This window comes from Variovorax sp. LG9.2, from assembly GCF_035018885.1.
In the GTDB taxonomy this organism is placed as follows: Bacteria; Pseudomonadota; Gammaproteobacteria; order Burkholderiales; family Burkholderiaceae_C; genus Variovorax.
In genome coordinates, this window is record NZ_JASJXB010000032.1 from 23394 (window position 1) to 46464 (window position 23071).

Sequence of the window (23071 nt, forward strand, 5' to 3'; positions counted from 1 at the left end):
ACCTGCATCAGCCGCCCGCCGGAGTCGATCCGCCACCGTTGCCGCCGTTGCCGCCTTTGTTGTCGGTCGGGCTCGGTGTCTTGGTCGCGGGTGGCGCGGAAGGCATCGCGGCGTCCCAGGCCTTGTCCGCCACCTTGCCGACGGCCTCGCCTGCTTTGTCGGCCACGTTGCCCACCGCCGGTGCCGCGCCGGGCACGTATTTGCCGCCCAGTTGCGAGCCGACCGCGGCGCCCGCCGCGGCACCCAGTGGGCCGCCGAGCACACCGCCCACCACCGCACCGACGCCTGCACCGACGCCTGCACCGACAGCCGTGCCGAGCTGCCGTTGTCGCCGGTCGGCGCTGGCGGCCAGGCTGTTGAGCTTGCCCTGGAGTTCGGGCAGCTCGGGAATTTCGCTCGCCGTCTGGCGCAGTGCCGCGGCTGCGTCGGCGTACTGCTTCATGGTCGCGGCCGAGTCGGCGACGCCCAGCACGCCCGCCAACAATCCGCCGGCCGCCGACAGCGTCACCATGGCGCCGGCGGTCGCGCCGCCGCCCGCACCGGGATTGATGACCTTCATGCCGACGGACTCCACGTCGAACGCCGCCAGCGTGAAATCGAGCGCACCGATGTTGCCCATGCGCAGGCCAGCGCAGTTCTCCATGCTGATCGACAACGCGTTGCCGATCGACGCGCCGAGGAAATTGCTCATCTGCAGACCCATGAAGGTGCTGCGTGCCATGCCCATGTTGGCTTCGCTCGACGAGCCGATGTAGCCACTCGAGTTGGAACCCATCACCGTCGTGTTGGACCCCATCGAGGTCGCATTGATGTTGCCGAAGGCCATCAGGTCCACGTCGGCCGCGGCCACCAGTTTGATGCCAGCGTTGGATGCGACCAGATGCGCACCGCTGGTGATGTCCTTGCGGCCGGCCTGCGATGTGAAAGACATGTCGCCCTTGGTGCCGACCGCCAGTGAAGCGGCAGTCACGGTGACGGCGCCCGAGGTGAGCGCCAGCGACGCCGAGAACTGCGTCATGGCGCCGGTCACGTTCAGGTTGTAGGTCTGGCCGACGATCATGTCGACCTTGCCGCCGACCTGGTTGAACTGCCCCGTCAGGCCGACGATGTTTTCCTGGTACTTGCCGATGTTGTTGTACTGCGCCAGCGTCACGTTGGTGTACTGGTCCTTGTGGACGATGTTGCGCTGGTCCTTGTCGACCTCGCGCTTTTCGAAACCGATGGTGTGCACCGTGCGGTCGTTCTCGACCGTGATGCTCTGGTCGTGCCCCACGCTGGTCGAGTCGTCGGCCTCGACCGAGGTCGACATGTTGCGTTCGGCATGGATGTTGACGAGCTCCTCGCCCTTCTTGTCCTCGAACATCAACTCGTTGTAGTTGTTGCTGTTGCCGCCCGGCGTCGACCGCGTCTTGAAGCCGCTTCGCGTCGGCGAGTCGTACGGGATCGGCTGCTTGTCGTTGTAGACACGGCCGACGACGATGGGCCGGTCGGGGTCGCCGTTCAGGAAGTCGACGATCACTTCCTGCCCGATGCGCGGCATGAAGTACCCGCCCCACGAAGTGCCCGCCATCGGCTGCGACACGCGCACCCAGCAGGTCGATTTCTCGTTGCTGTCGTCGTAGCGATCCCAGTGAAAGTGCACCTTGACGCGGCCGAGCTGGTCAACGTGCAGTTCATCGCCCTTGGGGCCGACCACGATGGCCGACTGCGGCCCTGGCATCGTCACGCGCGGCGTGATGCGGCGCGGCCTGAAGGGCATGTCGGCCGGCAGCACGGTGATCAGAAACGACCGGGTGCCGCGCTCCGGAATGCGCAACGCCGGATGCCCGTCGATCAACTCCTTCAGCAAGCCGGCGATGTCGTTGTTCGACGGATCTTCGGTCACCATCGCAAGCAGCACGGAACCGATGCGATGCGCATTGCCGTCGGTGGCGTTCATGCCTTCGTAGCCGGAGTGCGTGACCACGAAGTCACAACCGCCGATCAGGTATTCACCATCGCTCGAACCATCGGGCGAGCCGGTGAACTTGAAGGTACGGCCAACCGCTACATCGGGCCAGGTCGTGATGGCCCAGTGCCGGTCGCGCCGTGCGATCTGTTCTTCACCGCGGATCTTCGCGGTGTTGTCGGCATCGTCGGTGGTGAAGTAGCCGCCGGGGAACTCGAACTCCTCGAAGTCCGCCAACTGGTGATCGTCCGAGGTGTCGCGCTTGGCGCCCAGCCGCTTGCCGATGGCCTTGAAGTCGCTGTCGCGCGTGTCGTACTTGCCGCTTTCGAAATTGCGGGCACTGACCCAGCGGCTGATCTCTTCGAAGCGCGAGTCGTTGACGCCGAAGCTCACGTACGGCAGCGTCTGCTTCACAGGCAACGGTTCATGAGCGATCTCGCTGGCGTCCGACAGGTGCATCGTGCCCGGCGCATCGTGTGCGTCGTACCAGTAGTAAATGCCTTCGTCTTCGAGCAGCCGCGAGATGAAGTGAAAGTCGGTTTCCATATGCTGCACGCTGTAGCGGCGCTGCAAGTGGTTGCCGATCACGTTCTGGGTTTCGACCTTCTTGAAGCGCTTGATCGGGCTGTCTTCGAGCACCGCATCCATCACCTCCAGCACCTTCTTCTCCTGCAGGATGCGGGAGTTGGTGCGCTTGGTCAGCAGCCAGAACCACGAGCGCAGCACGATGCGGTACGAGGCATATCGACCAGCCCGTTCCGCCCGCATGAAGCGCACGGCATGGCCCTGGCAATGACGCTGGTGCTTGCCGCCGTCGGCGTCGAAGAAATCGAGCACCACATCGAAGGCCCGGCCCAGGATGTCCTTGCCGTCGATCTGATCGTTCCTGGAAAGCACCACGAGCTCGTAGATCGAAGGATTCGACAAGCCCTCATGGCCCACCAAGGTCCAGAACATCAAGTCGTCGACCACCGGCGAATCGCTCTTGATGTGGAACAGTTCTTCGGCCATGTCGCAGATCTTTCGTGGGCTTGCCGTCGTGTTCGTCTAGTCGAACGCGTAGGTGAAGTCGGCGTCTTTCACATCGAGCGCGACGCGCTTGATCTCGCCGCCCGAGGCCAGCCGCTGCAGGTACTCGACCGAGATCGTCGGCAACACCGTGTTGGTCAGGATGGCGTCGATGGCACGGCCGCCCGACTCCACGTCGTTGCAGCGCGCCACCACCTGCTTGACCACCGCTTCGGTGTATTCGAACGGAATGCCGTGGTTGGCCGCGACGCGCTTCTGGATGCGGCCGAGTTGCAGCCGCACGATCATCGCCATCATCTCGGGCGACAGCGGGTAGTACGGAATCGTCACGATGCGGCCGAGCAGCGCGGGCGGAAAGATCTTCATCAGCGGCGCCTTGAGCGCCTCGTTCAGCGCCACCGGATCGGGCAACAGTTCCGGGTCGCGGCACATGCTCATGACCAGTTCGCTGCCAGCGTTGGTGGTGAGCAGGATGATCGTGTTCTTGAAGTCGATCATGCGGCCCTCGCCGTCTTCCATCCAACCCTTGTCGAAGACCTGGAAGAAGATCTCGTGCACGTCCGGGTGCGCCTTCTCGACCTCGTCGAGCAGCACCACCGAGTAAGGCCGGCGTCGCACCGCTTCCGTCAATATGCCGCCCTCGCCGTAGCCCACGTAGCCGGGCGGCGCACCTTTGAGCGTGGAGACGGTGTGCGCTTCCTGGAATTCACTCATGTTGATGGTGATGATGTTTTGCTCGCCGCCGTACAGCGCCTCGGCCAGAGCAAGTGCGGTCTCTGTCTTGCCGATGCCGGAGGTGCCGCACAACATGAAGACGCCGATCGGCTTGCCGGGGTTGTCGAGTCGTGCACGCGAGGTCTGGATGCGGCGCGCGATCATCTCGAGGCCATGCTTCTGGCCGATGACGCGCTTGTTCAGCGTGTCCGCCAATTCCAGCACCGCCTGCACTTCGTTCTTCACCATGCGGCCGACGGGAATGCCGGTCCAGTCGGCAACGACAGAGGCCACGGCCTGCTCGTCGACCGAAGGAAGGATGAGTGGGGACTCGCCCTGGACGGCTGCGATCCTGGCCTGCAGTTCGTGCAGTTCCGCAAGCAGCGCCGCGCGGTCTTTGCTCCCTCCTTCGGCTTCGCTCCCTCCCAAAGGGAGAGGGAGTGAAGAGGAGTCCACCGCCTCACCTGCCTTGCGCAGTTGCGCCCGCAGTTCGAGCAAGCGATCGATCAGGCCCTTTTCTTCCTGCCAGCGCGCATTGAGCTTTTCAAGCTGCTCGTTCGACTCGACCAGCGACCCAGCCACCGCCGCCGCCCGCTTGGTCACATCGATCCCGATCGTCTCCTCACGCCCGATGATTTCCTGCTCGACCTTGAGCCCCTCGATGCGGCGCAGGCAGTCCTCGACTTCCGGCGGCGTCGCATGTTGACTCACGGCAACCCGCGCACATGCCGTGTCGAGCAGGCTCACCGCCTTGTCCGGCAACTGACGCGCCGGAATGTAGCGATGGGACAGCTTCACCGCGGCCTCGATCGCCTCGTCGAGCAGTTGCACGCGATGGTGTTTCTCAAGCACGCTGGCCACGCCGCGCAGCATCAGAATGGCCTTGACCTCGTCCGGCTCCGGCACCTGCACGACCTGAAAACGCCGCGTCAGCGCCGGGTCCTTTTCGATGTACTTCTTGTACTCGGCCCAGGTCGTCGCGCCGATGGTGCGCAGGTTGCCGCGCGCCAATGCCGGCTTCAGCAGGTTGGCCGCATCGCCCGTGCCGGCCGCGCCACCGGCACCGACCAGCGTGTGGATTTCGTCGATGAACAGGATGATCGGCGTCGGCGAGCTTTGCACCTCGTCGATGACTTGCCGAAGACGCTGTTCGAACTCGCCCTTCATGCTGGCACCGGCCTGCAGCAGTCCAATGTCGAGGGTGAGCAGCTTCACGTCCTTGAGTTGCGGCGGCACATCGCCACGCGCGAGGCGCTGCGCGAAGCCCTCGACCACCGCCGTCTTGCCGACACCGGCCTCGCCGGTGAGCAACGGGTTGTTCTGGCGCCGGCGCATCAGGATGTCGACGATCTGGCGAATCTCTTCGTCGCGTCCCGTCACCGGGTCGATCTCGCCCTTCTTCGCTTTTTCCGTGAGGTCGACCGCGAACTTCTTCAGCGCATCGCCCTTGCCCATCGCTGCCGGTGCCATGGCGCCGGCGTCTGCGCCCGGTATCCCAACGCCTCCCCCTGACGCCATGCCGGTGCCGTCTTGCGCACGCATCTGCGACTCGGGCGACGGGTCGCAAATCTTGACGAAGTTGTCGGCCAGGTCTTCGACCTTGACGCGTTCGAACTGCTTCGACAGATTGAACAGCGGGTTGCGCAGGCTCTGCGTCTTCAGCATGCCGATCAGGATGTAGCCGGTGCGCACCTGCGCCTCGCCGAACTGCAGCGTGGCGTAGGTCCAGGCGCGCTCGATCGCGTTCTCGATGTGCGGAGAGAAATCGCTGATGGCCGTGGCACCGCGCGGCAGCCGGTCCAGCGCAGCGGTCATGTCTTTCGCAATGACAGAGATGTCGAGCCCGTAGTGCTGGATGACGCGGTGCAGGTCGGAGTCTTGCGCTTGCAGCAACTGCGCGAACCAGTGCTCCAGCTCGACGTACGGATTGCCGCGCATCTTGCAGAACACCGTGGCGCCTTCGATGGCTTTGTAGGCCAGCGAGTTGAGCTTGCCGAACAAGGCGGTGCGGCTGATTTCACTCATTGCATTTCTCCGTATGTGATCAAGACGAACCGTGCGCCGTGGTTTCAAAAGAACGCGCCGAACGATGCGAAACCAGCTCGCCCGCATCGCGCCGGACGCGCACATCGGCGGCGTCGTGGGTGCGAGGGCACTGCCCGAGCCAGCTGACCCAACCGAGGCGCGGCGCATTACCGCCCCGCGCCTGGCCGAGCCGCGTCGCCGGCACCTCTTGTTGCTCGAGCACGAGCTCGGCATCCCACTCGAGTTCGTCGCCGAGCAACTGCTGCATCCAGCGTTGCAGCTCGGGGCGCGCCGGGCCGATCGGCAGGAAGAGGCGGTACTGATCCAGCGTCAAAGGCCCGAGATGCAGCCGCACCCGATGCTGCCGGTCCCACGCGCGCTGCCCCAGCATCGCGCCCATGCCCATCGAGCGCGAAGCCTCACCGCGACCGAGCCGTGTGAGCTCGCCGGGCGGCAACGCCATCCAGTGGCCTACCCATCGCTCGAGCCGAACCGGCACGCCGAAGTAGCTGCACAGCACCGCCTCGACCGACTCCGCGTTGTGCACGCGACGCGTGAGCCATCCGGCGAAGTGCAGCCGCGCGTCGTCATGGATTTCGTCGCGGTGATTGCGCGCTGCGGTGCCGGCACCGACCAGTGCACCGAACTGCAATCGAAACGCGTCCTCGCCCGGTCGATCGAGCGCCACGGCCGGCCGCGACGAGGCCCACGCGCGGTAGAAGTGCAGCGAGAAACGGTGCGCGAAAGTGTCGAGGAACGCGACCCATGTCGGATCGCCGTGGTTGATGAAGCGCTCGCGAATGAAGTCGCTCAGGTGCACCGGCAGCGGGCCATTGGGTCCGAGGTAGCCAAAGAAATGCTGGCGCAGGCGCGGCGGCGAGACATCGGTCGCCGCTTCGAATCGACTGAAGCTGGCGGGCGCGAACGACAGCGACGGCTCTTGCCCGACGCGCACCGGCTCGGCACTCGGCAGCAACGCACGACCCCAGCGCGGACTGCTCTTTGCGACCGATTCCAGGCGACGCATCAACGCGAAGTAGTCGTAGGCCCACGGCTCGTGCGACACCGAATGCAGGTGCGCACCGACCCGTGAGGTCACATCACCGGGCGCGTCCCGCACAGCGGCCTCCAGCGCATCGTCTCGCCCTTGCCGGCGACGGTGAGCACCGTTTCGACGAAGTGATTCACCTCGACATGGCGCGCCAGATACTGCGCCAGCACGGAGCCGAAAAGGAAGGCGCTCTGCCCAAGAAAAGCATTCCGGTCGACTTCGAGCGTGACTTCGAGCCCGCGGCCGAAAGCGATCGGCCCGGCCATCGGCAAGCGTCGCGCCACCGGCTTCGACGACACCGACAGCAAACCGCGCACCTGCACTTGGCGCGACTCGTCGGCATGCACCGCATAGAGCATCAGCATCTCGCGCAGGGCAGCCGCGTTCTTGTGCGTATCGGCACCGCCGATCGACAGGTAGTTGAGCGCCAGATGGTCGACCACACGCCAGCCAAGGCCGTTGTTCACCACTGGCGACACCGGCCGCGACGGGCCGTGCACCATGCGTACGCGCTGCACCGGGAACGAGTCGACGCAATCGAAATCGTTGTCGCGCCCGAGCGGCAGCAGCATCGGCAGATCGCGATTGGTCACGAGTGCCGCGACCGCCAACTGGCGCAAGCCCGGCGGGTACGGCGCCTCCTGCGGGTCGACGATCTGCATGTAGACCTCGGAGCCGATGTGGCTGCTGCGATGCCCCTCGGTGCGCTGCTTAACCGACAGGCTGCGCGGCTCGCGCGTCGTCGTGTAGTACGCGGGATGGCTGTGCCGGCTGCCATGGAACGCGGCATAGAAAGGGCGGAAGAGGAGCTCTTGCGGACTATCGGACTGGCCGGGCCCCGGGGCTCCCTGGCCCTGACCGACGTTGCCGAGCCCGAGCACCTCGGTGACCGAATGCACCTCGAAATCCTGTGGCCGCGTGCGGTCGGGGACCAGATGGAATTCGCTGTTGCCCTCGGTGATGGCGACACGGTCGAGGCGCTTGGGAAAGAGGTTGATGGCCGGCACGCAGTGCAGCTGGATGTTGTCTGCCGTCACCAGTTTTTCGAGCGCCGCGTCGCCGCGTGAGAACAGCACGACGAGCTCGACCTCGGTGCCCGGCATGCTGCGCAGCAACGCCTGCAAGCCGACGATGCGCGCGAACTGAAAGCGCTGCGGAAACGCGAAGTACTCCTGCACCAGCCTGAAGCCGGAAAAGCCGGTGGCCGTTATCGGCAGCAGCGCTTCGTCGTCGTCGAAACCTACCGGTTGCACCGCAGTTGCCGGTAGCGTCCGTACAGCGTTCGCAGTGACCGTACCGCCTGCACCCATCGGCTGCACCATGACACCGATCGGCTTGCCGAGAAAGCATTCGTGCAATTGCCACGCCACGTCGTCGGCGCCACCGAAGTGGATCACCAGCTCATCGAGCTGGAGCTTGTCGAGGGTGAGGCCGGCCGTCGTGCGCAACGACAGGCGCAAGCCACCCCGGATCTCGCGCGCCTGCGGATGCTGGTTGATCGGCAGGTCGGGTGCATAGGTGAAGTACTGCGCCCGGATCACCTCGATCGGCCACACGCGCAAGGCACGTGCGGTGCGAAATTCGCAGTGCGTGTTCTGCCCCACGGCATGGCGCGAACGCAGGCCGCTGTTGCGCGGCAGCGTGGGCCCGGTGGCAAGGTTCGCATCGTCGAGTTCGGGAGTGCAGCACACCACCGTCATGGACGGCGTCGGCGCCATGAAGTGTGGATACACGATGTCAAGCAGGTGCCCGGTGAAGCGCGGAAACTCCGCATCGAGCTTGAGTCCGACGCGCGCCGACAAGAAGGCGGTGGCCTCTATCAATCGCTCGACGTACGGGTCGGCGACCTCCTGTCCTTCGACGCCGAGGCGGTGCGCGATCTTGGGAAAAGCCCGCGCGAACTCGCCGGAGCTTTCGCGAAAATACCGAAGCTCCTGCTCGTACAGGTTCAGCAGGCGGGGGTCCATGCCGACTACCGTGCCGGGTGCGCCATGTCTTCGATCTCGATGCGACCCTCTTCGAGATCGATGCGACTTCGCATCAGGAACTCCAACGGCACGGGTTGTGCCCAGAGCATGCCGCGAATCTGCAGCCCGATGCGGTTGTGTGAATCAAGGGCCGGGCCTTCCATGACGAGTTCGACTTCCAGAGTGCGGGGCAGGATGCGCGGCTCGAACTGCAGGATCGCGTTCTTCAAAGCCTGTTCCATGCTGACACGCTGCACGCTCGACGTGAACTGGCCGGAAAGCATAGGCAATCCGTAGTTGATGACCGAGCGCGCTGCGTTGGGATGGCGCTTGTCGTCGAAGGCCAGGCCAAAGCCGGTCGCGTTGAAGAGCCAGCCGAGGTCGCGCAGCACCGCTTGCCGAAGCGCCTGCTTGGTGAGCGTTCGCTTGTCGTCGCTCTCTCGCTTCTCCGTCGGCGCATGGTCGACAAGTCGGTCGAGCAGCGATGGCTGCAACCGCTCCTGCGCGCTGGCGGGCTCAGCCATTCGAGGCTTCTTTGAACAGGATCTCTCGCACGTCCATCAACGCGTGCTCGCCGGCGTCGCTGCCCAGGACGCGCTGGCCCGAGCCGACCCACACATCGGGTGCCAGCTCGCGCCATTCGGTCTTGCGTGCCAGTTGCAAGGCGCCGTCGTCGCTCTTCTCGGAGCCCTCGTACCGCGTCGGGATCAGCGCCAGTGTTTCGCCACCGTTCTTGAACTGCAGATGCGCCGGCAACCAGACGCAGTCGCGCAGGTCTTCGGGTGGATCGAGCTTCATGTGCGAGAGACGCGCATAGGGCACCCAGTAGTACTTGCCGTTGACGAAGGCTTCGAGCACCGGGCCGAGCCGCATGTCGGCATCGGCCAGCCACTCGAAGGGTGAGCCGTCGATCGTCCCGGCCGTGGCGGGTGCACCGTCGAAGGCGCGCTCGCGCAGTTGCTCGGCCATCGCCTCTTCGCCACGGCCGCGCCGCAGCAGCGACTCGATCAGCAGCGTTAGCCATTCGTCGGGCTGGCCGAAGACCATCGGCGTGCGGGAGCCGGCGAACACCTCTGCACGCACGCCTTCGCAGCGAATGGCTTCGCCGTAGACCTGCTTCATCGGCACGGCCAGTGCGTCGAGTTCGGCGGCGACCGACAGCTGGTTGAGCGCGCGCTCCCACTGGCCGAGCACGCACAACAGCTGCACCAGGAACACGCGGTTCTTGCTGTCGCCCGGCTTGGCCCGCACATCGTCGCTGAGCGCCTTGAGTGCGCCCACAGGGTCGGATGCCTTCAACAGTTCGATGGCGGACATGGCAACTCCTTTGCTTTCGCTTTGCGCTTGCTCGGTTCTTTTCAGGAAGCCGTCAGGTCGCAGGTACGCACGGCCCCGCGAATGCCGGTGGCGAGCTGCGCGGCAGAGTTGATCGACATCACGCGGTAGCCGAAGCGGATGATTTCGCATGGGTGCCCCGACGAGCCGCCGGTGAGGTAGGCGACCTCGTTGACGCGGCCGCCGGTAAAGACGAACTCGATCATCGGTTCCAGTTGCGAGCCGTCTTCACCGCCCGAGCGATAGATCGACACGGTGATGGTCAGGCCGACCGTCTGGTTGCGCAGCAGGCTGGCGATCGACGCGGTGGCCGCATCGGACTGCCGCACGACGTGCAAGTGCGACAGCGACAGCGATGCCGTGCTCGCGCCCGGCGCGATGCGCAAGCCCGCGTGCACGTCGTAGCCGAGCAGGTCCATGCGCGCCTTGCCGTCCGCATAGGTGCGCGGCGACTCGCCTTCGACCGGCGTTCCGCGGTTGTCGATCGACATCGCCATGTCGAGCGACACGCCCTTGCGAAGGCCAAGGTCGAGCAGGCGCAATGCCTCGTCGGTGTCCAGGTATCCATCGCCGTTCAATGACATGGCATTCACTCCCGTGGTAGATCAGATGGGTAAGAAACAAAGCCGGAAGTCGGTGCAAAAGCACTGAAAAGTCAGTCATCGACGCACTGCCCTTCGACCGGCACCAGGCACTGCGGCAGGTCCGCACCGACCGCGGCGCCGCGCGTCCGGAGGGTCGACGTCGCGGCTGCTGCCACCGCCAGGCCACGCGGCAACAAGATCCAAAGTTGGCCGCGTTCCTTCATGCGACGCGCATTGGCCGCGGCCTGCGTGCCGTTGCCGAAGAAGTAGTCGGCCCGCACCGCACCGCGAATCGCGCCGCCGGTGTCTTGCGCGATGGTCAAGCGCTGCATCGGCGCGCCGGTCCCGGGTGCGCGTGTCGACACGAACACCGGGAAGCCGAGCGGCGTGCTGCGCGGATCGACCGCGATGGACCGCCCCGCCGATAACGGCACGCCGAAGGCGCCGACCGGGCCGCCCGCAGCGCCGATCGTCTCCTTGAAGAACACATAGCTCGGGTCCTTGATGCCGGAGCCGATCACGTCGCCCGTGGCCTTGCGGCCGGGCACCATGACGGCACCGCTCTCGACCGGCTTGGCCAGCGTGAAGCCGCGCGTCTTGACTGCGCTCAGGTCTTCGTCGTCATCGTCGTCAGGGTCGAGTTCGATGGCGCCGCCGCGCGTGCGCACCGCGCTCTTGCCTTTGCTGTTGGCCGCGCCGACCAGCGTCGGGCGAAACGGCTGGCCGTTCTGTTCGGCATAGGCGATGCGGACCACCTCGCCACTCGGCATGCGAATGCGGCCCGAGCCCTGGATCTGCATTTCGTACAGCGCCGTCGCGCTGTTGACGAAGGCCAGCACCTTGGCGTTGGGCGCGCCGCGCGTTTCGATTTCTTCACGCGTGTAGTAAGGCATCAACCGCTTGCCATCGATGCGAAGCCGCACGCGGCGATCCAGCGTGTCGCGGGTGATGGTGGAAAGGTCGAGCGCATACAAGCCTGGCGCGCCCATGTCACGCGTGCTGAGCCCCATCTGCACGATCACGTCGCGGCCCTGCACGCGCACCGGCACCGTGCCGTTGCCGGCGGGCAACTTGCGCGCATCGACGAACAGCATGTCCTCAGGCTGGCCGTACACCGGGTAGATGAAGGGCGGCGCATAACTCCGGTTGCCGCTGATCTCGGGCTCGAAGTAGCCGGTGACCACGCCGTCGGGCTTGCGGTCGTCGTCTCGAATCTGATACGCCGCGAACTCCGTTTCGAAGAAGTCGCGAATCGCGGGCGAGCTCTTGTCGCTGACTCTGCGAGCGCGCTCGCACACCTCTTTCCAGGCATCGCCGCGACCGGTGAGCACCTTGCAGCTGCCAAGGAACGCGGGCCAGGTTTCGGCGAAGTCGTCGCGCCGCCAGCCGGGGACCGAATCGAAATTGACCGCCGTGTAGGTCGCGAGCTGGGTCGAAAAGGTGCGGGCCTGGCCGGCGACGTTGCCAGCACCGGGCCCGCTGGTCGCGGGTCGCGCCGGTGCCGCGGCTTCGACGGGTGCGGGTGCTGGCGCCGTCGATGCAGCGGTCGTCGTGGAAGCGGGGGTCTTGGGCCCGATGGCGCATCCTGCCAACGCGATGGCGACCATGATGGCAACCGGATAAGTCGTCGAAGAGGTGTTCATGGGCGGTCTCCTTGCCGTGAAACGAGCCGGCCCGAAAGGGCTGCCTGTTCATCAGGACGTTTACTTCTCTGTGATTTTGAAAGTCCCGACGCCGTAGACGTCGTTGCATGGCGCACCCGGCGGGCACACGGGCTTGCCGACCAGCGGCGAAGGGCCGGCGCCGCGCGTCGCCTCCAGGGCCGCCAGCACCGGCACGGGAAACTGCGGAAACACGCCGTCGTTCTGAATCCCCGAGCCGGAGAAATCGCGCTCGCGCTCGCTCACCACCACCGCGAACAAGTCGACGCCGGCCGGGCCGCCCGCGTCCATCGGCCACGATGCGCGCGGCAGCGAGATCGATGTGCCGGCAGTGATCTTGTTGTACTTGTCGAGCAGGTTGGGGAACAGCAGGAACATCTCTCCGCCGCTCGACAAAAGATAGACGTACACGTAGCCGTCGCGGTTGCTCTTGACGTCGAAAGAGAGCCGATCCTTTTTGATGACGACCTCGGCCTTGCGCGGCGTCGCTGTCACGTTGAAGCCTGGTGTGGCGCCGGTGCCGATGGCGGCCATCGATTCGGTCGGCGTGCGTGGTGTGGGCGGCGGTGCGGCTGCGGCTGCGGTTGCGGTTGCGGGCGCGGAAACTTCAGCGACCTTCGTGTCTGGCGGCGTGGACGCTTTGCCGTCTATTGAACCGGCTGCGCTGCCGACCACCGTGTCGGCGCCGTTCGACCTGCCCTGCATCCACCACCAGCCGCCGCCGGCCACGGCAAGCACCGCGACTGCCGCGATGGCAGCGACGGCCTTGCCCGCGCCGCCGCTCGAAGCCGCAACGGCTTTCGACGGGCGCGGTGCGGGCGCCGGCGCCGACGCTGGCGCAGCAGGCACCGAGCGCCGCACCGGCACGTTCGTCGTCTCGTCATCGAGCCCGAGCGCTTCTCGCAGCGCGCCCATCGACTGCGGCCGCGCCTCCGGCCGCACGCCCAGCCCGGCATCGATGGCCGACAGCAACCGCGCGCTGTAGCGCTGGCGCAGCATCTCGTTATTGATCAGCGGCACATAGCTGTCGGACAGCAACCGCGCGACCGACGGCGGCGGCGCGCGACCGCAGATGGCGACGTGCATCACCGCGGCCAATGCGTACACATCGGTCCACGCGCCCTGCGACATGTCGGGCATCTCGGCGTACTGCTCGATCGGTGCGTAGCCCGGCTTCAGGATGACGGTGATGGCTTGCGTCTTGTCGCTGATCACGCGGCGCGCCGCACCAAAGTCCAGCACCACCGGCCGGCCCGAGCCTTCGAGCAGGATGATGTTGTCGGGCGCGATGTCGCGGTGATAGCAATTGGCCGCATGCATCACGGCCAGCGCCTGCGTCACGCCGTCCATGATGCGCATCAACCAACCTTCGTCGACACCGGCCGGGATCGCGGCCAACGCCTGGCGCAATGTGTCGCCGCGATAGAACGGCATCACCATGTAGGTCGTGCCGCGCTCCTGCCAGAAGCGGTAGACCTTCAGCAGCGAGGGATGATCGAACTGCGCCAGCAGCCGCGCCTCGTTGATGAAGCTGCGCATGCCGAGGTCGAAGGTCTCGCGGTGCCGCTCGGACAACGCCACCACCGTGCCGTCGTATTGCCGCGTCGACAGCGACACCGGCAGATATTCCTTGATGGCGACGACGCGCTCCAGCGTGTGATCCCACGCTTCGTACACCGCGCCGAAGCCGCCCTGCCCGACCAGTGCGGTGATCTCGAACTCACCGACCTTGCTGCCGGCCGGCAACACGCCGGCTTCGGCGCCGGCTTGCGAGCCGGAGGTCGGCAGGCGTGTCGGGTTGCCGCTGACCAGGGCCATGCCCGTGCTGCCCACGCCGCCCGTGGAGATGACCGTTGCGCCGTCGTCGTTCTTCGGGGCGTCGGCATTGCTCATGGCTCTGCCTCCACTCGCTTCACCCGCTGCACCCATTCGTCGCTGACAAAGCCGAAGAGCGCATCGAAGCGCGCGTCGGTCGGCAGGCCCATGGCCGTCATGCGAAGACCTGGTTCGGCGACAGGATCGGTCAGCCACAGCGACTGGCCGTCGGCCGGCCAGGCCATCGCCGCGCCTCGGTCGGCATCGGCCACCTCTTCCACGGCGCGGCCGTCGGCGACATCGAAGACGCGCAGCAAGGCGTTGTCGAAGCGTCCTGCATCGAGGTCGTTCGCCAGCCCCTCGAGTGCCGCCTGTGCGCAAGTGCGCCACCAGCGCCACACGGCACCCGACTGCGCCGGCGTGAACTCGTTCAGCGGCACCTCGCATTCGGCCGCCATGATGAAAGGAAAGTAGCGACCGACGCCATCGACCGATGGCATCAGCACGCCGAGCCACGCGTTGGTGCCGCCCAATCCGCTGCCCAAAGCGAAGAACCACAGCGGACCTGCGAGATAGCGCTCGGTCCAGTCGTCGTGCGCATCACGCAGCCGCAAGAGGCCGCGTTGCAGCCAGTGGTCGAGGCGCTCCCGCATCGGCTCCGGCATGCGGCGATGCGCGAAGTCGCCCATGCCCGGAAGCTTGCCGAACCAGCCCGGCAACTCGTCCGATGCGAGGAAGGTTCGCGTCTCGCTCACAGCCCCTCCGGGCAAGAGAACTCGCGCAGTTCGCGCAGGCGGATCGGATGCTGCACGCTGTTGGTCGTCACCTCGAAACGGGTGCGACGGTTCTCGATGTTGAAGGTGATGAAGAAGCGCTCCGGCAGGTCGCCCTGTTCGAGCTGCGCCTTGTCGAGCGTGCGAAACAGCGCCCACGGTCCGTCCGTCGACAGACCCGAATTTCCGATGGCCGAAGGCGGGCTGATCTGCACCCGCACCTGGTTGCTGCCCTTGGGTCCCGGCCATTGCACCGCCATCGGCACGACCGGGCCATGCGCGTACTTCACCAGCTGCCCATCGACATCGAGGATGAACTGCGTGATGTTCTCGTCCATCTCCACCGGCCTGAAGTCCAGCCGCAATGCCGGCCCGCGGCCGCCACCCCGAAAGAAGATGTCCTTGATGCGCGCAGCGCGCTCGAACTGCGCGAGCGATGCGGTGGTGACTGCCGCCTTCTCTGCCACCGGTTTGTAGCGCCACGGCTTGGTGCTGGTGTCGACCAGTGCGGCCAGCTTCTTTTGGAAGAAGTCGTCCATCAAGCCACCGGGTCCGAACATCTGTCCGAAGTCTTCGGGCAGCACATCGCGGTTGCTGGTGGCGACCAGCGGATAGCGGCCGGCGATCGCGCGTGTGCAGAAGTCGGTTACCGGCCGCAGGTCCTGGCTCAGGTTGCTGCGCTCCGCGCTTTGCGCTTGCGTCGCGCCCGATTGGCTCAGGTTCTCGACCATGCTGCGCACCGGCTCCGGCAGCCGGCCCGCATCGCCCTTGAGCTTGGCGGCCACGTCGCCGGGCGGCGGTGACGAGCGGCTCTTCACCGCGGAATCGACGGCTGTCAAATAGACGTAGACCTCGTTGAAGAGCTTGAGTGCATCGTCGAGCGGGGCCGGCCCACCGGGCGTGCCGGCAGTGACCATGCGGCGCAGCGGCTCGAAGCGATCGTCCACGATGCTCTCTATGCGCTTGCCGGTCACGACTGGCTTGTTGGAGTCGCCGCCGAACAGGTCTTCGAGGCCCTTGCGCGTGTTGCGAACGGTCTCGGTCGCCTTGCTCACCACGTCCTTTGCGCCTTCGGCCGGAATCAGCGTCGTCTCTTTGACTACCGCACGCAGGAAGTTGGCGAGCGGTGAACTCGCGCCCGACAAGATGCGCGCGGTCTCGATGTTCTTCTCGAGCCCTGCGCCGCGCACCAACCGAATGTCGGCGAGCATCGCCTCCCACACCTTCACGTACTCCTCGAGGTAAAGGCGGCGCACGCGGTCGGTCATCGCACCGAGTTGCGACGCGTCTTTCAGTCGATCGGTCGCGGTGCGGTCTTGCCCCAGTACCCACGGATCTTCCTGCGCGAGCAGGCCGGTGAGCACGGTCACCTCGGCCTGAAACCGCTTGTGATAGCCGTCGTAGGTGAACATGCCCGGCACGCCATCGGTCAGCGGCTTGCCGCTGATGCGCTCGAACACCAGCGGGCCGGAAGGGCCGGCCGCTGCCGCCACGCTGAAGGCCGGCACGTCCTTGCCCAGACGCTGCCGCTTGAGCCGGCTGAACACGCGCTGCTCCAGCGGGTAGCTGGCGAGCACGCCACGCACGCTGCGCACCAGGTTCTCGTCCATCTTCAACGGCGAGCGCGGCGGGCCCTGCGCGATCAGCACGTCGAGCTGGTCTTCGAGAAGCTTGCGCTGGTCTTCCGGGATGCCGCGGTCCATGTTGCGCGCCCAGTCGAGCGTGATCCAGGCCTTGAGCGCGTCGGCATCGAAGTGCTCGGGCTGGTGCAGCATGAGGTAACTCTTCAGCGCCTCGTAGCTGAATTCCAGGTTGTCCTTTTGCGCGGTGCGAAGCTGGTCTTCGAGTCGCTTGGCGAGCTGCGGCAAGAAGGCTTCGTTGAGTGCGCGCTGGTGCGCCAGCATCGCAGCTGAGTCGAGCTTGTCGCCCTGGTAGAGGCCCAGCGTCATCGAGAGCGGCTCGTTGCCCTGCCGGTTTTCGGGCGCCTTCCAGATATCGCGCAGGCCTTGCAGCACCGGCGCCACTTCGACCAGGTTCTGCACGCGCGCCGGCAGTGCCGCCAGCGTCTGCTTGGCGGGCTCCACTTTCGCTTCGACCGCCTTCAGGTAGTCGAGGTTTTGCCATGTGCTGTAGCCCCATGCGGCGAGCAGGCCGAGCGTGACCAGCGTCATGAGCGACAGGGCCGCAAGGCGCAGTCCGTGACGACGTCGCTCCAGCTTGACGTCGGCGCCCGCGAGCCGCTGCTCGGGGAACACCACGTCGCGCAACAGCGAGGTCAGGAAGTAGCTGCGGCCGCTGCTCTTTTGCGGAGCGAGCATCGCCCGTTCCAGCCCGAAGCTGCGCGCCAGGCTGCCCATCACGCGATCGATCGGGCTGCCCTCTTGCGTGCCGCTGGTGAAGTACACGCCGCGCACCCATGGCGGCTGCGTGAAGCGCGAGCCGGTGAACACCTGGTCGAGCAGGTCCGACAGCAGCGGCCCGACCGAACCCAGCTGCGCCGGGAAGCCGAAGACAGCCGCGCGCCGTGTCACGTCCGTCTCATGCTGCATGCGGTTGACGAGGCCGTCGTTGATGCGGTCGTGGAGCAAGCCGAACTCCCGACCGAACGCGGCCGACAGGCCCTTCTCGTCGACCTGCACCACCTCTGCGGCCGGCAGCGTGAAGCCGAAGACTTGCGCGCGTTGTTCCTTGCCGAGATCGGCGAAGTATTCGGTGAAGCCGTAGAGCAAGTCGCTCTTGGTGACCAGCACGTAGACGGGCAAGCGCGTGGTGAGCTTGGCATCGAGCTCGAGCAGTCGCGCGCGGATCGACGAGGCCAGCGAGCTGCGCGCCTCGGCGCCCTGGCTCAGGAGGTCGGCGACGCTCACTGTCAGGAACACGCCGTTGAGCGGCCGGCGTGGCCGAACCTTCTTCAGCAAGCCGAGGAAGCCTTCCCACGCGTTCTTGTCTTCGGCTTGGTGGCTGTCTTGGGTGGTGTAGCGGCCGGCGGTGTCGATGAGCACCGCTTCGTCGGTGAACCACCAGTCGCAGTTGCGCGTGCCACCGACACCGCGAATGGCGCCGGGGCCGAACTTGTCGGCCAGCGGAAACGACAGGCCCGAGTTGACCAGCGCCGTTGTCTTGCCCGCACCCGGTGCGCCGATGAAGACGTACCACGGCAAGTCGTACAGATAGCTGCCGCCCGACAGCGACAACCAGTCGCGCCAGCCGGGCTTGCGGCCGGCCGCATGCAGGCGCATCTGCTTGAGCGTCGCGACCGCTTCGGTGAAGCGCGTGTCGAGCACCTTCTGCTCGCCTTCATCCACTGGGCCCGTCTTGGCGGCCGGCGCGCGCATCAGACCTTCCGTGAGGTTCTGGCTGGCCTTGCGCGTGCGCCAGCGCTTCCAGGTCGCGCGCAGTACCGCGATGAGCACGATGACGCCGATCAGCACCCAGCGCGAGGTTTCGGATTCAAGCGGCGCCAGCGAACCGATCTTGATGAGCGGGCCGACCCACCAGATCAACAGCGAGACGACCAGCAGCGCCAGCAGCATGAAGAGCAGCGGGCTGAAGAGCCAGCCGAGGAGCTTTTTCATCGCTTGACCTCCGGCGTTGCGTTCAGCGTGGCCGCTGTGCGCTCCGGCTCGGACAACAGCACGATGTCGACGCGGCGATTGCGCGCGCGATTGGCCGGTGAGTCGTTGAGCGCGACCGGCTCGGCATCGGCTTTTCCATCGGACCGCATGCGACCGGGTTCTACCAAACCGACCAGCGAGGCCTTGACCGCATCGGCACGCGCAGCCGACAGATGCCAGTTCGATGGATAGCGCATCGAGCGGATCGGCTGGTTGTCGGAATGGCCGGTGATGAGCACCTCGCCCTTGACCTCGGCCAGCGCCTGGCCGATGCGCTTGAGCACCGGCAGCGATTGCGGCATCGGCTCGGCACTGCCGGAGCCGAAGAAGCTGTCGCCGCGCAGGCGCACTGTGCTGCGATCGGCTTCGTCGGTGACGGTGACGAGCCCTTGCTTGACTTCAGGCTCCAGGAATTTCGCGAGCCGCGGCGACTTCGCCATGATGGCCGGCGGCGCGATCTGCACGTTGGGCACGCGCAGGCCGGAGATCGCTGCATAGGTCGTGTCGGAGCGGTTGTTGAGGGTGAGCCGCAGGCCGAACCAGGCGAGTGCGAGCAGCAACAGGAAGCCGACCGAGAAGACCCACAACGGCAGCGATTCACGCAGCCGTGCGGTGCCGGCTGCCTGGCCGCGCCAGTGCGGCGAGAGTTCGGCTTCCAGCGGTGGCCGGTCTTTGGCGATGAGATCGGCGAGGCGCTGCCGCACGGTGTCGAGTTGCGCGCGACCGTTGTCGATCACGCGGTAGCGGCCTTCGAATCCGAGCGCCAGCACGCTGTACATCAGCTCCAGCAAATTGCGGTGCGTCGGCACGTCTTGCGCCAGCTTTGCGAGCAGCTGAAAAACCTTTTCACCGCCCCACGATTCGTTGTGGAACTGGACCAGCAGACTCTGCTTGCTCCAGCCCGCCTGCACGCCCCACGGCGTGTTGGCGACGGCTTCGTCGAGCGCAGTACAAAGGATGTAGCGAGCCGCCAGCACCGACTCGTTCGAGGCGCCCGAGCGACGCGCGGCAGCGTCGAACTGGTTAACCGCATCGGCTGTGGACGCGCGCAACGCCGGCACGTTGGGCGGCTGCACGAGGTTGCGAAGTTTGCCTATCAGCACCAGCAACTTGCCGGCGGCCGACACCAGTGGATTGAGCAGGCCAAGCTCGCCGACATCGGCTGGCAACGCTTCTGCCGATGCTGCATACGGGGCGTTGCCGCTTGCCGGCGATGCGCCGCCAGCAGCGCGCGGCTTCGGCTTGATGACCGTACGTTCGGATTCGAAAGCAGCGAAAGGGTCCGGGGTTGTCATGGTGCTTTTCCCATGGGCGCGTCAGGACCTGATCGCCCAGAACGCCAGATCCAGGCCGGGGAAGTCGCCGGCGATGTGCATCGCCACGCCGCCCGATGCTTCGAGCTGGCGCCACAGGTCGCTGTTGCGCGTTTCGAGCTCGAAGTAGTTGGCACCCGAGTGAAACGGAATCTGCCGCGGCGCGACCGGCATCGGCATGAGCGTGACGCCGGGCAGCGCAAGGTTGACCAGATCGCGAATGCGCTCGACCGGACCGATCTTGACCTGCGTCGGAAAGCGCGCGCGCAAGGCCTCGCTCGGCATCTGCGCGTTGACCGCGAGCACGAAGGTCGCATTGCGCTGCAGCTCCACATCGGGAATGACGGCGACGCGCACGCCATGCTTGCGGTCGTGCAGCTCGATGCGAATGGCCGACTGTTCAAGCACCATCGACAGGCTGCGCCGCAGGTCGTCCATGACCGGGCGAAATGTGAGTGCGAGGTCGTCGTGGATGTAGGGCCCGAAGCGCGCGACCCGACGCGAATCGCGGAACGTCGCGAGGTCACCGGCCAGCGCCAGTGCATGCTCGAAGAAGCGCTGCGGATGCAGCATCGCGCTCTTTGCCAGATGCGCGAACACCGCCTCGTTGCGGTTCACTGTTTGCAGCAGCATGAAGTCGGCGATCTCGGACACGCCGCCAGTGCCGCCTTGCGTCATGCGGCCAGCGAGAGCCTCGCCGCGTTGGCGCAACAGGCCGAGCAATTCGTCGAGCCACGAGCGGATCACCGCGTGGCCAGCCACATCGAGCAGCGGCGGCAGCAGGTTGCGATCGAGCTGAACCTGGTTGTCGACACGCCGCTCGACCACCCGGGCGACGTTGACGGTGGTCCACGCATCGGTCGTCTCACCGGCGCGCATCAGGCGCGTGTGGAGCTGACCGAGTTGCAGCATGGCGGTACGCTCGCCGGCGGTGTTGGAGTCGGGCACTTCGGACTCCAGCACGCGATGCCGCACGAGGTCGTCGTAGCCCTCGGCATCGGCTTCTCGGGCACCAGCGCGGCGCAGTGGCAAGGCGAGCACGACGGCCTCGTCGCGCATCGTCGGCGGGATGTCGATGGGATCGGGCAATGGATCGACAGCCGGCATGTCGAACACGGTGCCGTCGCCGAACACGCCGACGGCACGTACCAGCGCGAGCTTGCCGAGGGTGAGCGCCGCCTGGTCGATTTCAATTTCAGCGAAGCCCCATGCATGAGGGGTCGTGGTGCGCAGGAGCACATGCCGCGCATGGTCGGCGTGGCGCTCGCTTTGCTGCAGGTGCTGAGGCTGCAGCAGCATCCCCTCGCTCCAAACCACTTTTGTTCGCCAACTCATCCGCGCTCCGTCAATGGCACGGGTGCCAGAAAGAAACATCTAGTTTCCGGCGCGGAGGGTGAACGGCAAATCCATCTAACGGCCTAGACGGAGGCGTTGGGTCTAAGTCGAAGGGCCTAGAAGGCCTTCGTCGATTGGGTGTGCGGGCTTATGGTTCAGTGCGCATGGGGTGGCGGCAGGCGGGCTACTCACAGGCTCAGCTCAACGCGATCGCGCGACAATTGAATGAGAGGCCGCGCAAGACGCTCGGCTTCCAGACGCCCGCTGAGATGTTCAGCGAATCCGTTGCATCGACCCGTTGAATCCGCCGCCAAAAGCGGAAGTTCGGACAACTCCGAACCGGTCGTTTGAATGCGACTGTTAACTGTCAAACCAAGCATGACGAGACGCTCGCCAACTCGCCAGCCATTGTGTCTCTATCGGCTGCTTGAGTGAATCGCGTATGAACCCAGCAATCTCTTGCGATGTTTCATCATTTTCGTGGGTCAAGAATGCCAGCGTCTCTGGCACGCCGGCGCCAATGAAGTATTCCACCTCCAACTCGCCGACATCTTGATTTAGGTACTGCGCTTTCCAGAGTGCCTTCGTATCCGCCGGCTCGCCACAGAGGCTTAGTAAATACGCACAATGGAAAATTCCTTCAGCGCTCTCCTCGTCGAACTCGGCGCTTCTATCCCAAAGGGCATTCCTGAACGCAATCTCCCTGTCCAACAAGCGAAGAAGCAATAGGCGATAGGGACGAGGCGGCTGCCTCGCTATCGCCCTGTAAATCTGATGCCGCTCAGTCGGGCTACTCAACACCTGATCCAGCTGGGCAGCTTCTTGCCCGCTTTCAAGGTAGGCGCGAAGATGTTGGTCAACGTTCATTGTGATTGCGGGCTCGTTATTCAATGTCTGGTTGCGGCCGAACTGTGCCATAGGCGACGAACGCTCACGCATATCTTCAAGTAGACAGCGCCTCTCGCAAAACTGACGTCACCCACTCCATATCGCCGTTGTGTCCTGGGCCTGTTTTTTTGCTAATCCACAACAATGTAGCTATGAGGCAGGTCGCGAACGCCGCACCTCCCAGTGCATTGCTGTTTCCGTGCACCAGGCCCGCATACAAGCACAAGGCCAGTACACCAAAGAGCGCTCCGAACCAAACCACGAGGAAAAGCCGCTCGAACGGTGACTCACTGAACTTTCCATCTAGCACGACCTTGCTATCCACACAGTCGAATGTGCCGATGAAGCGAGTCGCGCTTGGCTTGGAGCCTCGAACTCGCCAAGAAAGACGAACTCCTTTTTCTGTTGCGCTGCCCACAAGCCAACGGAACGACATCGAATCCGATGCATACGGCATGCAAAGGGCAGAAATGCGGCGCGCAGACTCCTCGGCGGAGTAGATGCTGGGTATGACGCTGTGAGGAGGGGTCAGCCTGGCGGGATTTGTCACGTCGCAGACTTAAACAGTTGTTGAACCATGAATTCCGTGTTCCTGAATGTCCGCTTCGGGTCAAATTCTGGCGCATCGCCGACTGACTGCTGTTGGCCCGGTTGCGGATCTGGCGGCCGCTCTGCACTTTAGAAATCCGACTTCTTGGCACCACGGCCATCCAGCACGGCCAACAGCAAGATACCGATCGCGCACAAGGCGAACACAATTCCAGATGGCATCGATCCAATAGACGAGAGCAACCATCCGTATACGCCCGTCATCATTCCGATGAACGCGTTTTCGCTCCTACCTTTGCTCAGGTCGTTCGCAATGAAAGCATTGAACGACAGCACCGCAAAAGTAACTGACACGAACGCAGTCAAGATCCATTTCATATTTTTTTCTCCCTGAAAATCAATCGGGAATGGTAGCGCGGTGAATCTTCGCTTTCTCCGGACAAGCGTGACGTAAGAGCGCTTTTCACTTG

Annotated in this window: 16 protein-coding genes and 1 pseudogene; 1 reads left to right on the forward strand and 16 read right to left on the reverse strand. The window is 65.1% G+C overall.

The features are described from left to right. Positions 1-7: 7 nt before the first annotated feature. The 13 genes from QN413_RS22785 to tssK form a co-directional block, all read right to left on the reverse strand. Positions 8-2959: a type VI secretion system Vgr family protein gene (locus tag QN413_RS22785; RefSeq protein WP_323498875.1), complete on the reverse strand. Its 2952-nt coding sequence runs from the start codon at positions 2957-2959 to the stop codon at positions 8-10. A gap of 36 nt (positions 2960-2995) precedes the next feature. After that, the gene (tssH, locus tag QN413_RS22790) at positions 2996-5716 is read right to left on the reverse strand and encodes a type VI secretion system ATPase TssH (protein ID WP_323498876.1); all 2721 of its coding nucleotides are present in this window, start codon (positions 5714-5716) and stop codon (positions 2996-2998) included. Between the two features lie 19 nt (positions 5717-5735). Beyond that, entirely contained in the window at positions 5736-6836 is a 1101-nt protein-coding gene (tssG, locus tag QN413_RS22795) for a type VI secretion system baseplate subunit TssG (protein WP_323498878.1), read from the reverse strand. After that, positions 6812-8734: a type VI secretion system baseplate subunit TssF gene (tssF, locus tag QN413_RS22800; RefSeq protein WP_323498879.1), complete on the reverse strand. Its 1923-nt coding sequence runs from the start codon at positions 8732-8734 to the stop codon at positions 6812-6814. The genes tssG and tssF overlap by 25 nt, the downstream gene beginning before the upstream one ends. 5 nt (positions 8735-8739) lie before the next feature. Continuing rightward, a complete protein-coding gene (tssE, locus tag QN413_RS22805) occupies positions 8740-9258 on the reverse strand; it encodes a type VI secretion system baseplate subunit TssE (RefSeq protein WP_187053301.1) in 519 nt (172 codons plus the stop codon). Then, positions 9251-10051: a type VI secretion system accessory protein TagJ gene (locus QN413_RS22810; protein WP_323498880.1), complete on the reverse strand. Its 801-nt coding sequence runs from the start codon at positions 10049-10051 to the stop codon at positions 9251-9253. The genes tssE and QN413_RS22810 overlap by 8 nt, the downstream gene beginning before the upstream one ends. 41 nt (positions 10052-10092) lie before the next feature. Next, entirely contained in the window at positions 10093-10653 is a 561-nt protein-coding gene (locus tag QN413_RS22815; RefSeq protein WP_323498881.1) for a hypothetical protein, read from the reverse strand. A gap of 71 nt (positions 10654-10724) precedes the next feature. Further along, entirely contained in the window at positions 10725-12296 is a 1572-nt protein-coding gene (locus QN413_RS22820; protein ID WP_323498883.1) for a murein transglycosylase A, read from the reverse strand. Positions 12297-12356: 60 nt separating this feature from the next. Beyond that, positions 12357-14207, reverse strand: a complete 1851-nt coding sequence (locus QN413_RS22825) for a serine/threonine-protein kinase (protein ID WP_323498884.1) — start codon at positions 14205-14207, stop codon at positions 12357-12359. After that, on the reverse strand, positions 14204-14884 hold the full coding sequence (gene tagF, locus QN413_RS22830; RefSeq protein WP_323498885.1) for a type VI secretion system-associated protein TagF: 681 nt from the start codon (positions 14882-14884) through the stop codon (positions 14204-14206). The genes QN413_RS22825 and tagF overlap by 4 nt, the downstream gene beginning before the upstream one ends. After that, positions 14881-18477, reverse strand: a complete 3597-nt coding sequence (tssM, locus tag QN413_RS22835; protein WP_323498886.1) for a type VI secretion system membrane subunit TssM — start codon at positions 18475-18477, stop codon at positions 14881-14883. The genes tagF and tssM overlap by 4 nt, the downstream gene beginning before the upstream one ends. Next, a complete protein-coding gene (locus QN413_RS22840) occupies positions 18474-19811 on the reverse strand; it encodes a DotU family type VI secretion system protein (protein WP_323498887.1) in 1338 nt (445 codons plus the stop codon). Before QN413_RS22840 ends, tssM begins: the two co-directional genes overlap by 4 nt. Positions 19812-19832: 21 nt before the next feature. Then, entirely contained in the window at positions 19833-21164 is a 1332-nt protein-coding gene (gene tssK, locus QN413_RS22845) for a type VI secretion system baseplate subunit TssK (RefSeq protein WP_323498888.1), read from the reverse strand. 179 nt (positions 21165-21343) lie between these two features. On the opposite strand from tssK, the pseudogene QN413_RS22850 reads away from it, so the two are divergent. Then, positions 21344-21466: pseudogene (locus tag QN413_RS22850) on the forward strand (IS30 family transposase); the annotation flags it as partial. 58 nt (positions 21467-21524) lie between these two features. Here the strand turns inward: QN413_RS22850 and QN413_RS22855 are convergent. From QN413_RS22855 to QN413_RS22865, 3 genes are all read right to left on the reverse strand, one after another. Further along, positions 21525-22082, reverse strand: a complete 558-nt coding sequence (locus QN413_RS22855) for a hypothetical protein (protein ID WP_323498889.1) — start codon at positions 22080-22082, stop codon at positions 21525-21527. Between the two features lie 25 nt (positions 22083-22107). Next, positions 22108-22602: a hypothetical protein gene (locus QN413_RS22860; protein ID WP_323498890.1), complete on the reverse strand. Its 495-nt coding sequence runs from the start codon at positions 22600-22602 to the stop codon at positions 22108-22110. Positions 22603-22730: 128 nt separating this feature from the next. Continuing rightward, the gene (locus QN413_RS22865; RefSeq protein WP_323498891.1) at positions 22731-22979 is read right to left on the reverse strand and encodes a hypothetical protein; all 249 of its coding nucleotides are present in this window, start codon (positions 22977-22979) and stop codon (positions 22731-22733) included. Positions 22980-23071 lie beyond the last annotated feature (92 nt).

Excerpts from the sequence above, each read along its gene's own strand:
- QN413_RS22785 (WP_323498875.1), bottom strand. The coding sequence starts at position 2,959 with ATGGCCGAAGAACTGTTCCACATCAAGAGCGATTCGCCGGTGGTCGAC.
- tssH (WP_323498876.1), bottom strand. The coding sequence starts at position 5,716 with ATGAGTGAAATCAGCCGCACCGCCTTGTTCGGCAAGCTCAACTCGCTG.
- tssF (WP_323498879.1), bottom strand. The coding sequence starts at position 8,734 with ATGGACCCCCGCCTGCTGAACCTGTACGAGCAGGAGCTTCGGTATTTT.
- tssE (WP_187053301.1), bottom strand. The coding sequence starts at position 9,258 with ATGGCTGAGCCCGCCAGCGCGCAGGAGCGGTTGCAGCCATCGCTGCTC.
- QN413_RS22810 (WP_323498880.1), bottom strand. The coding sequence starts at position 10,051 with ATGTCCGCCATCGAACTGTTGAAGGCATCCGACCCTGTGGGCGCACTC.
- QN413_RS22815 (WP_323498881.1), bottom strand. The coding sequence starts at position 10,653 with ATGTCATTGAACGGCGATGGATACCTGGACACCGACGAGGCATTGCGC.
- QN413_RS22820 (WP_323498883.1), bottom strand. The coding sequence starts at position 12,296 with ATGAACACCTCTTCGACGACTTATCCGGTTGCCATCATGGTCGCCATC.
- QN413_RS22825 (WP_323498884.1), bottom strand. The coding sequence starts at position 14,207 with ATGAGCAATGCCGACGCCCCGAAGAACGACGACGGCGCAACGGTCATC.
- tssM (WP_323498886.1), bottom strand. The coding sequence starts at position 18,477 with ATGAAAAAGCTCCTCGGCTGGCTCTTCAGCCCGCTGCTCTTCATGCTG.
- QN413_RS22840 (WP_323498887.1), bottom strand. The coding sequence starts at position 19,811 with ATGACAACCCCGGACCCTTTCGCTGCTTTCGAATCCGAACGTACGGTC.
- tssK (WP_323498888.1), bottom strand. The coding sequence starts at position 21,164 with ATGAGTTGGCGAACAAAAGTGGTTTGGAGCGAGGGGATGCTGCTGCAG.
- QN413_RS22855 (WP_323498889.1), bottom strand. The coding sequence starts at position 22,082 with ATGGCACAGTTCGGCCGCAACCAGACATTGAATAACGAGCCCGCAATC.
- QN413_RS22865 (WP_323498891.1), bottom strand. The coding sequence starts at position 22,979 with ATGAAATGGATCTTGACTGCGTTCGTGTCAGTTACTTTTGCGGTGCTG.